Here is a 13,708-nt window from a genome sequence, read left to right as displayed (position 1 = left end):
CCTATTCCCTACCCCCTATTCCTTATTCCCTACTCCCTATTCCCTTCTACCTGTTGCACAGATTCAATGAGCGATCGCACTTGTTCCGTCCCTTCTGAAGGTTCAAATGATAGGGGAAACTTACCCCGGAGGATCATCCGCAAACCGAGGGGTGCAAGACTTAATAATCCTTTTAAATCCCGAAAGTAATTACCGACAACTTGTAAACCAAATTGACGTTCATCAATCCAACCACCTTCTTTAACTAAATCCACCAACACTTTTCGGTGACGAATTGAGCGACTGTCGCTGGCTTGTTGGTGGGTGAGAATTTCTTGTTTAATTTTGGTGATTTGTTCTAATGGTGCAACCTCCATTGGACAAACTGAATCGCAGTACAAACAACGGGTACAACCCCATACGCCTTTAGTACCTTCGTTGTAGCTTGCTAAACGATTTTCGGTGTCGCTATCGCGGGAATCTGCTACCATCCGGTAAGCTTTGGCAAGGGCATGGGGACCAACAAAGTTTGGATCGACTTCACGGGCGTTGCATTCAGAGTAACAAGCACCACACATAATACAGTTACCAGTTTGATCGAGGCGCGATCGCTCTTGTGGTGTTTGCAAAAACTCTCTTTCTGGTACTTGTCGTGCTGCTGTACTCACATAAGGAGCAACTGCTTCTAGATTATTCCAAAAGCTGCTCATATCCACAACCAAATCTTTAATCACGGGCATATTGCCGAGAGGGGCGATCGTGATTTCGGGAATGGCATTTACTTTACTTTGGGATGATGGTATTTGTTGTAATCTGGCAAGTTCGCTGCCAACATTTTCCTTACAAGCTAAAGCCGAACGCCCATTAATTCGCATAGCACAGCTACCACAAATTGTATTACGGCAATTTTTGCGAAACGCCAAAGTTCCATCTTGCTCCCACTTAATATGATTGAGGCAATCCAGGATTGTATTACCTGCTTGAGCCTCTACGAGGTAGGTTTGCACTACAGGGGAGGAATTTTGTTGCTGTCGAATGACCTTAAAAATAACTTCCATAACCACTAACCAAAATTTTAAAATTGCTTCACCAGCCTCAACAATCATCAGTCAAGGCAGGTAGTTGCGAAAATTGAGCTATACTTTTTTGATCTTCATTCAAAGCCTGGTGTTAATAGGCTGACCATCAAAGAGCGACTGATTCTAGTTTAACGATAAGCATTCAAACTTTACTTGTAACAGCGCTCTAGGCAAGATTTGTGTCAAATTCTTAGATAAAACGCCAAAAATGTAATTATAGCTTTGCATTGAATTTACCTGTTTAGGAATGTAAAGGAAAGAGCATTTTACCTTCATCTCTGACCTAGCGATCGTATCCCAATTAAATGCATGTCAGGTTAGCAACACGTCTTGATGTCAACTTGAGTCAGAGCAACTAACTAGAAAATTCAGCAGAAGCTACCGCTTGACGGAATTTTTTGATTATATATAAATGTAAAAGGGCATGTTCAATATATAGTAGTGGCAATCAAGCGCTAGGTATATGTTAAGAGATTTATTCTTCCCATAGACAGACGTACAAAATTATCTGACTGCTTTTGAGCTGACGATAATAAACCGAGGAAAAATCCTCATCACTTTAAAATAAAATTTATTGTACCGGGAATCCCGGATGCGCGAGACTTTTAGATTTTTGCCTCCTCTCAATCAAGAAAATCTTGGATTTAACACATTAGTCAAAACTGCTCGTCTAAATTAGATAAATTTTTATAAAAGGCATAGAGCAATACTCACGCTTGCAATAAAGGGTTAGGAAAATCCTCACTGCTTTTTCCAAGCTTTAAGTCCAGAAATTTAAATAAAAATTTACCAGCAACTTTAATTCAAAATTAAACAACTATTTTGCTATTATTAGTCCATGCTAGTATTTAATATAAAATTACGAAGACACAAAACAGAATAAATGGCCGTATCAGCGCGGCTACTACTGCTTTGTTGATTCGTAATGTAGAGACAAGAAAATTCGCGTCTCTACTGGCAGGACAAAAGGGCATATGCCCGTAGGACTCTATTGAAATACTATGCTGTCCTAAGCTTGAGAGGACGAGTAGAGAAAACTCTACCTGCTCATTAGCCAAAAGGGCAAGCACTAGAAGTGGAAAACCTGCATTTTTTGGGATCTACGACTTATTTGGAGTAGAATCAACCCGATGTGTAAAGGTGGCTGAAAGTTACACCGCTACAGTAGCGCCAAAAGAGAAAATAATTTCATTTCTGATGGCGAATAATGGTTAAAGTGCCGTGAAATCAGCAAAATTAATTTCTATGGCAACTATGACCTCTAATTGGTTGTGGACAACCATATATAGAAGTGCTTTTGGCTCCTATCGGCAGGAATTGACCCATTACACTAGAGTCCTAAGTAGCTCTATGCAAATGCTAAAAAGCCAAATGCTGGCATGAGACTACATCATTTATCAGTTTGGAGAGAGTAAGGAAAATTTGAGCATAATGACTGAAACTGCAACCGCGCCATTAACCGGAAAAGCACTACTAGCGAAAGTAAAAGAACTTTCCACTTTACCACGTCGAGAAAGAGCTAAACAGTGCGGCTATTACACTGTTACTAAGAATAACCAGGTTCGTGTCAATCTCACTGATTTTTATGACGCTTTGCTATCGGCTAGAGGAATTCCTCTAAGTCCAGAAGCACCTAAAGATGGTCGTGGTCGTGAACCGACATATCGGGTTAGTGTCCATCAAAATGGTCAGATTGTGATTGGTGCTACATACACCAAAGCAATGGGCTTAAAGCCTGGAGATGAGTTTGAAATTAGGTTGGGATACAAGCATATTCATCTGATTCAACTCGGTGAAACTGACAAAAAACTAACCTCACAAGATATAGATTCTGACGAATCGGACGAAGATTTGGAAGACGAAGAGTAAATTTGCTGATGGTAGGGATAAGTTTCAGGTGATGATAACTTGTCCTTACCGCGACAGCAAACTGGTAGCTTGATTGAGAAATGAGAAATTTTTGTCCCAAGTAAAAAATACGATTAGGCCCCTTGCAGAAGTCACCAAATTTAGTAGAGTCTTGATTAATCAACAAGAAATCTATAGTGCAAGAAGTCTATCGTGTTTTTTTTGTTTATTTGGATAACTTTCTTTGATCCTTCGGTCAACTCCTTACTGGCGTTTATGGAAAATGCACCAGCACTAGTTGTAGTGATGGCATTTTTTATTTCCTGGATAGTTTGCTGGTTGCCAGTCGCAACAGTATCAGCAATATTGCTCAATTGGCAACCTCCCAAACCTTTGCAACCAGAGCAAAAGATGCCGTTATTGGTGTCACTCTACCTATTAGCTCCCCTGATTCTGTGGGGAGTTAGTTGGCTGACGAATAAATCTTTTTCGGATTACGGCTTTGTTGGGAATCTTTCAACTCTTGGCTCTTTAGCACTAGGTTTCGGTTTGGGAGTGGTGAGCCTAGCTATTGTATTTAGTGGGCAATTCGGGTTAGGTTGGTGTTCTTTTGAAAAGACGAATTTTAAGTTACTAGTACCCATCTTGCTACCGATTTTCTTGATAGCGTTATTAGTAGGTGGGATAGAAGAGTTAATTTTTCGCGGTTTCCTGTTCGCTGAATTAGCGCAGGATTATCCAGTTTGGGTAGCGGCAGCAATTTCTAGCTTGATTTTTGCTTTGCTACATCTGGTTTGGGAGCAACGCGAAACCGCACCCCAACTCCCTGGATTGTGGCTGATGGGAATGGTGTTGGTGTTGGCACGCCTTGCCGATCGCAACAATTTGGGTTTAGCTTGGGGACTGCACGCGGGATGGGTATGGGCGATCGCTACCCTAGACACAGCAGAACTAATTACTTACACAGGTAAAGTCTCTGACTGGTTCACAGGTAAAAACAAAAAACCTCTAGCTGGCTTGGCCGGAATTATTTGTGTATTGGGAACTGGAGTGATTATCTGGTTTTTCTCTAGGTATTTTTAATTTCGCGTTCAGGTGCAATGCTTGAGAGGCAAGCCTGCTAAGGAAGCTTGCCTTTCAATATCTTGCCAAGAGCGGGAGGCCATGCACATTGCAGACCTTTGAGAGTTCCTTGTCTAAAACCCTAGTTTAGAGAAATGATAAGTAGATCGTAAATAAGGGACTTGCAAAAAATAAATTATCCCAAATTATTTATAGATTTGTAGGGGCGCAAGGCCTTGCGCCCCTACGACGGGATATTTTTTTAACTGGAAGTCCCTAAGGTGAAAATAGGGCGAGCGAGACACCCGCTAGAGATTCGTTACTTATACCAATTCTTTCTGAAGCTGCATAGAATTCGATCCCCCCTAGCCCACGCCAGTCGCTCCACTTGGGGAGACCCCAAGACCGCGCTGGCTCCCCTTAAAAAGGGGGGAATTCAAAGTCCCCCAATTTATCGGGGGATTTAGGGGGATCAAGATATGTGCAACTTCACATTAAATTGGTATTAATCCCTAAAACTTAACCCCGAAAACCAGGGATTAAACGCTTAAGAGCGCGATCGGCAACGTCGCCATAGCTAAGTTCTCCACACATAATCTTGCCCATGATTTGGGCACCAGAGGGGCGCTTAACTCCAACTTTGTAGCCAATACCAGGAAAGCGATAGAATGCTCCAGCTAATTTTTGCGCCCAAGCCATCTCAGTACCCCATTCTTCATTAATGGCTTCACTATATTTTTCTAAAGCGTTGGTATCACCAGAAAGAGCCTCATTAATGGCTCCTGCTGCAATCAAACCGCTAAAAATTGACGGACGAATGCCTTCTGCTGTCATCGGATCGACTACACAAGCAGCTTCCCCAACCAAAACGGCATTTTGACTATGCAACTTTTGGTTGCCATCCCACAAGCAAAGGGGATAACCATACTGCTTGCCAGTTTGGATATCTACATTAAACGATCGCGCGTACTCATCTAAAATCTTCTTAAAGTCTTGAGGTTCACCGCCGAGAAACGTACCCACCCCAATTGAATAACCGTCCGCCTTCGGAAAGTTCCAGATGTAACCATTTTTCACCAAGCCAAACTCGAAGTGAATTGTGGATTTGTCCTTCACAATTGCGGGAACTTCTGCTTCCAAAGCTCCTGCTAAACGGCGTTTACGGTCTTTGAAGCCGAGCCATTTTGCCATCGATCCTTTAGCACCATCAGCCGCGATTAAGTAGCGACCTGTAACTGGGCCATTCGCTGTGTTAACTTGCCAATAGTCACTTTTAAACTCAATACCCGTTACTTCAGTATTATCTCGTAGTTCAGCCCCTTGCTTCTGTGCTTGCTGCACCAAGAAATGGTCAAAAATATCTCGTCGCACCATCCAGACTGGTTCTTTTGTGGCGATTTTTGCTTCTACGGGGTCGCCCAATTTCCACGTAAAGCGAAGGGAGTCGGCTTTCACAGAAATCGCTGGGCTAAAATCAAAGTCGAACCATTGAGCGATCGCTGGAGATACACCACCTCCACAAGGTTTATATCTTGGCAGGGATTCTTTTTCTAACACTAATACTGAGCGACCTTGTTTGGCTAAATGATATGCAGCTGTTCCACCAGCTGGCCCAGCACCGACGATGATGCAATCGTACATAAGGCTGAATTTTTGCTCCTGAATTAGTTTAATTAATTTTTGTTAAATATCTAACAAATGATAAAGGCTGAAGAATTTATCCATCATTCTTCAGCCTTTATGCTTCAGACTTCAGACTTTAAACAGTCGTGATGTCTTTTTCTTTTTCTGCTAACAGTGAGTCTATTTTGGCACCATACTCGTTTGTGAGTTTTTGCAAGCTGTCTTGGTGGTCTTTTGATTCATCTTTGGAGATTTCAGAGGCTTTCTCCTGTTTGCGAATCGCGTCTACGGCATCGCGGCGGATGTTGCGAATAGCGACACGACCCTCTTCAGCATATTTAGATGCCATTTTGACAAATTCTTTACGGCGATCGCTGGTTAAAGGCGGAATATTCAGCCGAATTACAGAACCATCGTTACTGGGGGTTAAACCTACATCTGAGAGGGAAATAGCCTTCTCAACAATGTTTAGGGTATTACGCTCGTAGGGCTGAATTAGAATTGTCGAGGCATCTGGCGTGCTAATATTTGCCAGTGATTTTATGGGCGTGGGCGAACCGTAATAGTCCACTAATACCTTATCTAATAGACTCGCATTGGCGCGACCAGTGCGAATCGTGTTAAAAGCTCGTTGAGTTGAATCAACAGAACTTTGCATTTTACTTTTAGCGTCAGCTAATATCTCAGCTAATATCACAAGAACCTCCCACAAGGGTACCGATGGATTCTCCCAAGACGGCTCGGTGGATGTTACCTCGCACCGTTAGGTCAAATACCAGAATTGGGATATTATTTTCTTTACACAAGGCGATCGCAGTACTATCCATCACCCGCAAATCTTTGGCTAAAACGTGCGCGTAGGTAAGGCTATTGTAACGCTTGGCGTCAGGATAAATATGAGGATCGGCATCATACACTCCGTCTACTTTGGTGGCTTTAAAAATCACTTCTGCATCAATTTCTGCGGCTCTTAATGCCGCAGTAGTATCTGTAGTAAAGAAGGGATTTCCAGAACCAGCACCAAAAATTACCACCCGTCCTTTTTCAAGATGACGGATGGCACGACGACGGATATATGGTTCTGCCAATTCTTGCATAGCGATCGCAGTTTGCACCCGCGTCTGTACTCCTATGCGTTCGAGCGAATCTTGCAGCGTCATGGCATTCATTACCGTGGCAATCATCCCAATATAGTCAGCGGTTGCCCTGTCCATCCCCGCCGACGCTGCTTTGACGCCACGAAAAATATTGCCGCCGCCAACAACTATGGCGATTTGAGTGCCAGTGGCTATCACCTCTGCTAATTCTTGTGCTATGCCTTTGACCACTTCTGGATCGATGCCATAGCCCATGTTGCCCATTAAGGCTTCACCGCTCAGTTTGAGTAAAACCCGTCGGTAATTCGTTCCCATGAAGTTCCGCTTTATCAAAAAAGTTGCAATTGCCTCCAACTTAAGATAGCAGTTACAGGGACTATCTATGTCTAGTTACGCCAAATCAATGTAGTACCTACTGGTTCTGTTTCTGGTATATCTATTTCTTGACCAAGAAACAGAGAAGCGATCGCAGTTTTTAAATAATCCTCTCCCACCGTTGATGGGTCTTGGGGGCGATCGTCAATTTTCCCTTTGTAGCGGACTATACCATTAGTATCTATTAAAAAGGCCATTGGTGTTTTTGTAGCACCAAAACTGCGGGTTACATCTTGCGTCGAGTCCCACAGGTAAGGAAAGTTCAAATCGTGACGCTGGGCAAAAGCTTTCATATTTTCAAAGCTTGTCCTAGTGCCGTGATTGCCATCACTACCATTCATCCCAATTAGTGTGAAGCCTTTCGGGGCAAATTCGGCTTGAATGTTTTTTAACCTATTTATATACCACTCTACATAAGGGCAGTGGTTACACATGGAAATAACGCCCACTGCTCGGAACTTCTCAAGATAACGCCTGAGATGGTGTACTTGACCGTCAATTCCTGGCAGTTCAAAATCGGGTGCATAACTCCCAATGGGAGTATCGATTGTTTCTAGTAGATTCATGTTGTCTGGCTCGCAGAACTAGGAACAAGAAAAATATTGTTAAATTCAGCGTCAGTTTCCAATTGCAAACCACCCCTTAGCCGATGCCTCATATTCGACAATGTTATAGACTCGCATTGGTTATCGTAAATTGTGAAACTACTGAATCTAGCACTGATGCTAATTGGCTCACATCTAAAAATAGCGAAAATATTACTCACATTACAAAAGTCATGATTCCTAATACTGACATAATCTAAGTTGGGAGTAAATTATCTGTATCAACAAGACGGAAATCTATGCTGGATAAAACTATCAGCCAAGAAGCTTTTGTGATATACGTCTAAGCTATCACTACAGCAAAGGATTTGCTTTGAAAATCTGATAAATTTTATTCAAATTCAAAACAATTTTGCTTGCGCCTTGCTGCTGAAAGGCTTTTACCCTTATATTCTCCAAATTTTTTATGACAACCTCAAGTTCAAAAACAGCACTTACCTCTACAAAAACCTGGATTTGGCAAGATTTCCCTATCTGCTATCAAACCCAAGGAACCACTGGGCCAGCTATTGTCCTCGTGCATGGATTTGGCGCTTCTTGGTGGCATTGGCGGAAAAATATTCCCGTATTAGCACAAAATTGCCGTGTTTATGCTATTGATTTGATTGGTTTTGGGGCTTCCGCAAAACCTCAACCTGGGGAAAAAATTGCCTATACTCTAGAAACTTGGGGAGAGCAAGTGGCAGATTTTTGCCGCGAAGTTGTCGGTGAGCCAGCTTTTTTAGTCGGAAATTCTATTGGCTGTATTGTAGCCATGCAAGCAGCAGTAAGTAACCCAGATATTGCCTTGGGAGTTGCTTTGCTCAACTGTTCTTTACGGCTGTTGCACGATCGCAAACGGGTAACTTTACCTTTATCTCGTCGTTACGGAGCACCTCTACTGCAACGCCTGTTATCTATCAAACCAGTTGGCGATTTCTTTTTCAATCAACTCGCCAAACCGAAAACGGTGCGGAAAATTCTGTTGCAAGCTTATGCAAATGCTGAGATGGTGACAGATGAGTTGGTAGATATTCTTACTTCACCAGCAAGCGATCCGGGGGCTGGGGCTGTGTTTCTTGCTTTTACTTCTTATTCTACAGGGCCATTACCAGAAGACCTTTTACCACTGTTACAGTGTCCGGCGATTATCTTGTGGGGAACGGCCGATCCGTGGGAACCAATTAAGTTAGGGAGAGAATTAGCTAATTTTCCCCAAGTAGAAAAGTTTATTCCTTTAGAGGGAGTGGGGCATTGTCCGCAGGATGAAGCGCCGGAGTTAGTCAATCCGATTTTACTCGATTGGATTTTGGAGCGATCGCGGTAATAGACTCGGTTCAATTTTCACGTAATGGGCGGTCTTGAATATAATCAAAAAGATTTATTTTTTGTTGATTGAGCCGATACGAAAAATTGGCGGTTGACTGTGGATAAACTTGAAAATTTTACAGGAATAGACTTCTTTTCAAATATTCCTGAAGAGATTCAAGAACATATTGAAGATTATTTGAGTCCTGTTCCAATACCAATCATTTCATCTCTCCTAGCCGATACAGAATCATTAGCTTACTCACTCGGTATCAAGGAACTCAGTTCTAACAGTACCATCTGGCATGATAGTGTTGCACAAAGTCAGGTATCTGACATTACCAGTAAGACTACCACCAGTCAAGTCGGCATTAGTCAAGTCAGCTCCATACAATATGACGGAACCAAGATGGGCACTACGCAGATTGGCATTGATTAGTTTAGCGCCTTCGAGATCAGTACAATCAAAATCGGCATCTCTCAAATCAGCATTAGTCAGGTTAGCAGAAGTCAAGGTAGCACGTCCCAGATAAGCACCACTGAGATTAGCACCACTCAAGTTGACGCATATCATGTTGGTTCTAGTTAAATTAGCACTACTCAAATTAATGCCGCTAAGATTATTCCTAGTGGGGTCGTATTCATCGAGTCTAGCAATGTTAAGGTTGACATCGCTCAAGTCAACACCAGAGAAGTCTCTCTCCCCAGCAGCATAGCGCCTGTACAACTCTTCAGCATCCATAACCCAACCCTCACATTAACTAACACATATACTTTTTATTTCTTTCTTTGTGTACTTTGCGCCCTTTGCGGTTCGTTCCTCATCTGATTTGGAGCATCTTTATACAGAATTGGTATTACCCGTATTGGAATCAGATCAGAAGCATTATATTTGTTAACTAACGATAAATTTTTGGCACTGTCTCTTATTTGCTTAATTAGGAATAGCACTCAAGGCAATTACTAACTCAAAACTAACTGACTTAAGAAGAAAGCAAGGGCTGCACTACCCAAAGGAACTGTTAAATTGTCAATACCCAAAAATGAAACAGCTTCTAAAGCAGTAGCTATAACTGCCACTATCAGCGATATCGCCCAAGTTTGCCAACTGTTTCCTTGAGTTCCAACTAAAATCCAACTACTCACAACATAGCTAACGAGCATCATAGTTAGGGAGCCTTCCCAACTTTTTTCTGTCCCAAAAACTTTATACTTATGTTTACCAAAGCGTTGCCCAATCAAGGCTGCTAATCCATCTCCCCAAGTCATTATCAAAATTCCGAGTGCTGCGTATTGGGGTTGTTGCAAGTACCAGAACCAGGCAACTAAAATACCGAAACTGACAGAGTAAAAAAATGTCCCCAAACTTTGCCGTCCAACGCTATTAATACCAGGAAGAATGGGCAATCGGTAGGATAATAAGGTGATTGCACTCGCTAAAATAGAAGCTGTAATCCCTACACTGGCGGGAATCTCTAGCCACCAAGCGATTAAAATCACATTCCCAGTGCCAATATGAACTATCTTCCGCACGATTTCTGGCTTGTCGGCAAAGCGGTTTACCACCCCTGCAATCAGAAGGATGAGTAACACCCAAATTGCAGCGATCGCAATTTGTAGCCAGAAAACCGGAATTGAGGTGAAGTCAGAAAATGTAATTAACAAAGATACGACAAAATGAAAATTTTTACCCCTGTTACTAATTTATAAGATTTGGGTAGCTGCAATGAAATTATTATTTATTTGGCTGATTCGGGGCTACCGAATGTTTATCTCGCCGTTGTTTCTCCCGACTTGTCGCTTTCAACCAACTTGTTCGATGTATGCTATTGAAGCTATTGAACGATTTGGAGTGTTGCGTGGTAGCTGGATGGCAACTCGGCGGATTTTACGCTGTCATCCGTTTCATCCAGGTGGTTACGATCCAGTGCCAGAGGTGGTAGAAAAGGTGAAGGAGGAGTAGTTTGAGGATTGGAGTTTAAACGCAAAGGGGCGCAAAGGGAAGCGCAAAGGGACGCAGAGAATGAGAAGAGGGGTAGATTATTAAAGGATGTGTTCGTGGGTATAGCTATTTGGGGAGATGTCAACAGATGAGGTTGTCATCTAGCGTGGGAAGGTTAAATAATTTAATTTAGACTTACGATGATTAATCCTACTGCGATTTCTATACCTGAACCACAAATTCCTACTCCTGGCCCAAGTCCGCTACCTAGTCCCAATCCTGAGCCGAATCCGCTACCTAGTCCCGAACCTGTACCGGGGCCAGCGATTCCTCAACCATTGCCGGGGCCTGTACCAGAACCAGTACCTGCTCCCATTCCTCAGACAGTTCCAGGGCCGATTCCCCAAACCATACCGGAACCTGTTTAGATTACCTTGGTAATGTAATCCAAAATCTCAAATCTAAAATCCAAAATGCTAAGAGCCGGAATTGTCGGACTTCCCAACGTCGGAAAATCTACTTTATTTAATGCTGTAGTTGCTAATGCTAAAGCAGAAGCAGCTAACTTCCCTTTTTGCACGATTGAACCGAATGTCGGCGTTGTCGCAGTCCCGGATGAACGGTTAAATGTTCTTGCTAAGATTGCCAGTTCGGCACAAATTATCCCGGCGCGGGTTGAATTTGTAGATATCGCTGGTTTGGTTAAAGGTGCTAGTCAGGGTGAGGGACTAGGGAATCAATTCCTGTCCCACATCCGGGAAGTTGATGCGATCGTCCATGTGGTACGTTGTTTTGAGAATGACGATATTATCCATGTTGCTGGTTCTGTTGACCCAGCGCGAGATATTGAAATCATTAATATAGAACTGGGTTTATCAGATTTAGCACAAATTGAGCGGCGAATTGACCGCACTCGCAAACAAGCTCGTACTAGCAAAGATGCACAGTTTGAAGTCTCAGTTTTAGAAAAATTAGCTGCGGCTTTAAATGAAGGTAAATCGGTGCGTCAGGTAAGCTTGAATGAAGAAGAAACAGTAATTATTAAAGGATTAGAACTGCTGACTTATAAGCCGATTATCTACGCCGCCAATGTATCTGAGGATGAGTTGGCAACTGGTAATCATTTTGTGGAAACAGTGCGGCAAATTGCATCGACAGAAAATGCTCAAGTTGTGATAGTTTCGGCCCAAGTTGAAGCTGAATTAGTGGAATTACCAGAAGAAGATAAAGCTGATTTTCTTGCGTCTTTAGGTGTGGAAGAAGGCGGTTTGAAATCGTTGATTCGGGCAACTTACACGCTTTTAGGCTTGCGGACATATTTCACTTGTGGCCCTAAAGAAACCCGCGCTTGGACAATTAATGCCGGAATGTCTGCACCTCAAGCTGCTGGTGTAATCCACAGTGATTTTGAGCGGGGATTTATCCGCGCCGAAACTGTTGCTTATAAAGATTTGGTAACAACTGGTTCGATGAATGCTGCGAAGGAAAAAGGGTTGGTTCGCAGTGAAGGGAAAGAGTATGTTGTGCAAGAAGGGGATGTAATGTTGTTCCGATTTAATGTGTAGGGGTAATTAATGAGTGGCCGTTATCGATAAGATAATGGTCAACTTAGGGACTTCCAGTTAAAAAAATATCCCATTGTAGGGGCGCAAGGCCTTGCGCCCCTACAAATATATAAATAATTTGGGATAATTTATTTTTTGCAAGTCCCTTACACTAAGTTGCGATCGCCAGAAATAACTTGACAAAACCTTTAATATATGAATTTTTTGCTTAAGGAAGTTGCTAGGCGATCGCACCCTCAAGAAACTAAAAGTGGGTAGGCGGACATTCTGTCTGCCTATTCTCATAATCATTGGACATAGTTCAGCTATTTCCACCCACAATGTATACATAAGAACCCAAATTCTCATCATCTGTACCAACAATCACGCCGCCTGCTGCACCGGGAACAAGTTCCATACCTTCAATTTTGTGGTACTCAGAGCGGTAAAGGGGAACTAGTTGAGGATTTTGCCGCCATGCAATTTTGTTACCACGAAATCCCAAGTAACCAGCGACATACACAGCGGACTGAAATGGGCCATCATCTCCAGCATCACTTGCTGAGGTGATGTAGACAATTCCTACGGGGTCTACTTTAATATCGGAAATATGGCGAACATTGCCAGATGGAAACGGTACTTTCAGATTGGCAGAACCCGCGAGAGTAATTTCATATTTAGTTAAGTCAAACACTCCCCAAAAAATAGTTGCTGGTTGTTTTGCTTCACCGCGATGTCCCCAAATAGCAACTAATTGACCGTCGATATTTTGTAATCCAAATGCTTCAAAATTATTTCCTTGAATAATTCCTGGTAGATTGAATTCCTTAAGAACCGAGATTGTCTTATTGGCAGGCTCTAACCTGATGTAATAAGCTTTTCCAGAACTGCTTAAAGCGATAAATGAGGATTTTGTCTTTTCTGGAACAGATGTTAAAGCTTCTAAGTCGATGGGCAATTCTATGTTATTCGGCCAGCTTAAAGGGAAATATTCAGGTTGGTTTTTACCCTTAATGCTGATGATTGCTAAACGACCTTGGTTTTTTTGTTTGTTGTCATGGGCAATCAGAAAATTCAGCGTATTGCTTTGTTGCTCTATCAAAGCCATACCACTGATACCGAAAGGGATTCCACCGCGAACCGGACGCCAATCTTGCGCCCAAACTTGCTGGGATATAAGTAACAATGCGCCTAAGACTACTATATTGATGATTAACCTAAGAAACCGAGGCATATTGATTTAGCCAAGCTGTGAGTATCTGTAAAA

At 42.5% G+C, this 13,708-nt stretch carries 14 protein-coding genes; 6 read left to right on the top strand and 8 right to left on the bottom strand.

Annotation, left to right across the window (positions count from 1 at the left end; genetic code table 11):
- Positions 1–29: 29 nt before the first annotated feature.
- Positions 30–1,037: a succinate dehydrogenase/fumarate reductase iron-sulfur subunit gene (locus tag V7L01_RS27585; RefSeq protein ID WP_335040846.1), complete on the bottom strand. Its 1,008-nt coding sequence runs from the start codon at positions 1,035–1,037 to the stop codon at positions 30–32.
- Between the two features lie 1,452 nt (positions 1,038–2,489).
- Between V7L01_RS27585 and V7L01_RS27580 the strand changes: the two genes are divergently transcribed.
- Positions 2,490–2,927, top strand: a complete 438-nt coding sequence (locus tag V7L01_RS27580; RefSeq protein ID WP_069074038.1) for an AbrB family transcriptional regulator — start codon at positions 2,490–2,492, stop codon at positions 2,925–2,927.
- Between the two features lie 192 nt (positions 2,928–3,119).
- Positions 3,120–3,989, top strand: a complete 870-nt coding sequence (locus tag V7L01_RS27575) for a CPBP family intramembrane glutamic endopeptidase (protein WP_335040482.1) — start codon at positions 3,120–3,122, stop codon at positions 3,987–3,989.
- Positions 3,990–4,487: 498 nt separating this feature from the next.
- Here the strand turns inward: V7L01_RS27575 and V7L01_RS27570 are convergent, their stop codons facing one another.
- From V7L01_RS27570 to V7L01_RS27555, 4 genes are all read right to left on the bottom strand, one after another.
- Complete coding sequence (locus V7L01_RS27570; RefSeq protein ID WP_335040481.1) at positions 4,488–5,609, bottom strand: geranylgeranyl reductase family protein; 1,122 nt, start codon at positions 5,607–5,609, stop codon at positions 4,488–4,490.
- A gap of 118 nt (positions 5,610–5,727) precedes the next feature.
- Complete coding sequence (frr, locus tag V7L01_RS27565; protein ID WP_335040479.1) at positions 5,728–6,249, bottom strand: ribosome recycling factor; 522 nt, start codon at positions 6,247–6,249, stop codon at positions 5,728–5,730.
- A gap of 25 nt (positions 6,250–6,274) precedes the next feature.
- Positions 6,275–7,003: a UMP kinase gene (gene pyrH, locus V7L01_RS27560; RefSeq protein ID WP_100898733.1), complete on the bottom strand. Its 729-nt coding sequence runs from the start codon at positions 7,001–7,003 to the stop codon at positions 6,275–6,277.
- A 71-nt stretch (positions 7,004–7,074) separates the two neighbouring features.
- Positions 7,075–7,629 (bottom strand): thioredoxin family protein, encoded by a 555-nt coding sequence (locus tag V7L01_RS27555; RefSeq protein WP_335040476.1) that lies wholly within the window; start codon positions 7,627–7,629, stop codon positions 7,075–7,077.
- A gap of 445 nt (positions 7,630–8,074) precedes the next feature.
- Here V7L01_RS27555 and V7L01_RS27550 point away from each other — a divergent pair, with 445 nt between their 5' ends.
- Positions 8,075–8,974, top strand: a complete 900-nt coding sequence (locus V7L01_RS27550; protein ID WP_335040474.1) for an alpha/beta fold hydrolase — start codon at positions 8,075–8,077, stop codon at positions 8,972–8,974.
- Between the two features lie 243 nt (positions 8,975–9,217).
- On the opposite strand, the gene V7L01_RS27545 is transcribed toward V7L01_RS27550, so the two are convergent.
- Together V7L01_RS27545 and V7L01_RS27540 are read right to left on the bottom strand one after the other, a co-directional pair.
- Positions 9,218–9,697, bottom strand: coding sequence for a pentapeptide repeat-containing protein (locus V7L01_RS27545; RefSeq protein ID WP_335040472.1), 480 nt, complete (start codon positions 9,695–9,697; stop codon positions 9,218–9,220).
- 221 nt (positions 9,698–9,918) lie between these two features.
- Positions 9,919–10,620, bottom strand: a complete 702-nt coding sequence (locus V7L01_RS27540; protein WP_335040471.1) for a diacylglycerol/polyprenol kinase family protein — start codon at positions 10,618–10,620, stop codon at positions 9,919–9,921.
- Positions 10,621–10,681: 61 nt separating this feature from the next.
- On the opposite strand from V7L01_RS27540, the gene yidD reads away from it, so the two are divergent.
- The 3 genes from yidD (at position 10,682) to ychF (ending at position 12,462) form a co-directional block, all read left to right on the top strand.
- Positions 10,682–10,918: a membrane protein insertion efficiency factor YidD gene (yidD, locus tag V7L01_RS27535; protein ID WP_012412579.1), complete on the top strand. Its 237-nt coding sequence runs from the start codon at positions 10,682–10,684 to the stop codon at positions 10,916–10,918.
- A gap of 179 nt (positions 10,919–11,097) precedes the next feature.
- Entirely contained in the window at positions 11,098–11,325 is a 228-nt protein-coding gene (locus tag V7L01_RS27530) for a hypothetical protein (protein WP_196508711.1), read from the top strand.
- Positions 11,326–11,370: 45 nt separating this feature from the next.
- Positions 11,371–12,462, top strand: coding sequence for a redox-regulated ATPase YchF (ychF, locus tag V7L01_RS27525; protein ID WP_335040469.1), 1,092 nt, complete (start codon positions 11,371–11,373; stop codon positions 12,460–12,462).
- A gap of 301 nt (positions 12,463–12,763) precedes the next feature.
- On the opposite strand, the gene V7L01_RS27520 is transcribed toward ychF, so the two are convergent.
- Positions 12,764–13,675: a hypothetical protein gene (locus V7L01_RS27520; RefSeq protein WP_335040467.1), complete on the bottom strand. Its 912-nt coding sequence runs from the start codon at positions 13,673–13,675 to the stop codon at positions 12,764–12,766.
- Positions 13,676–13,708 lie beyond the last annotated feature (33 nt).

The organism is Nostoc sp., from assembly GCF_036917095.1.
GTDB lineage: Bacteria > Cyanobacteriota > Cyanobacteriia > Cyanobacteriales > Nostocaceae > Nostoc.
Note: the sequence above shows the minus strand (reverse complement) of the source record. Positions and strands in the feature narration are given on the sequence as shown.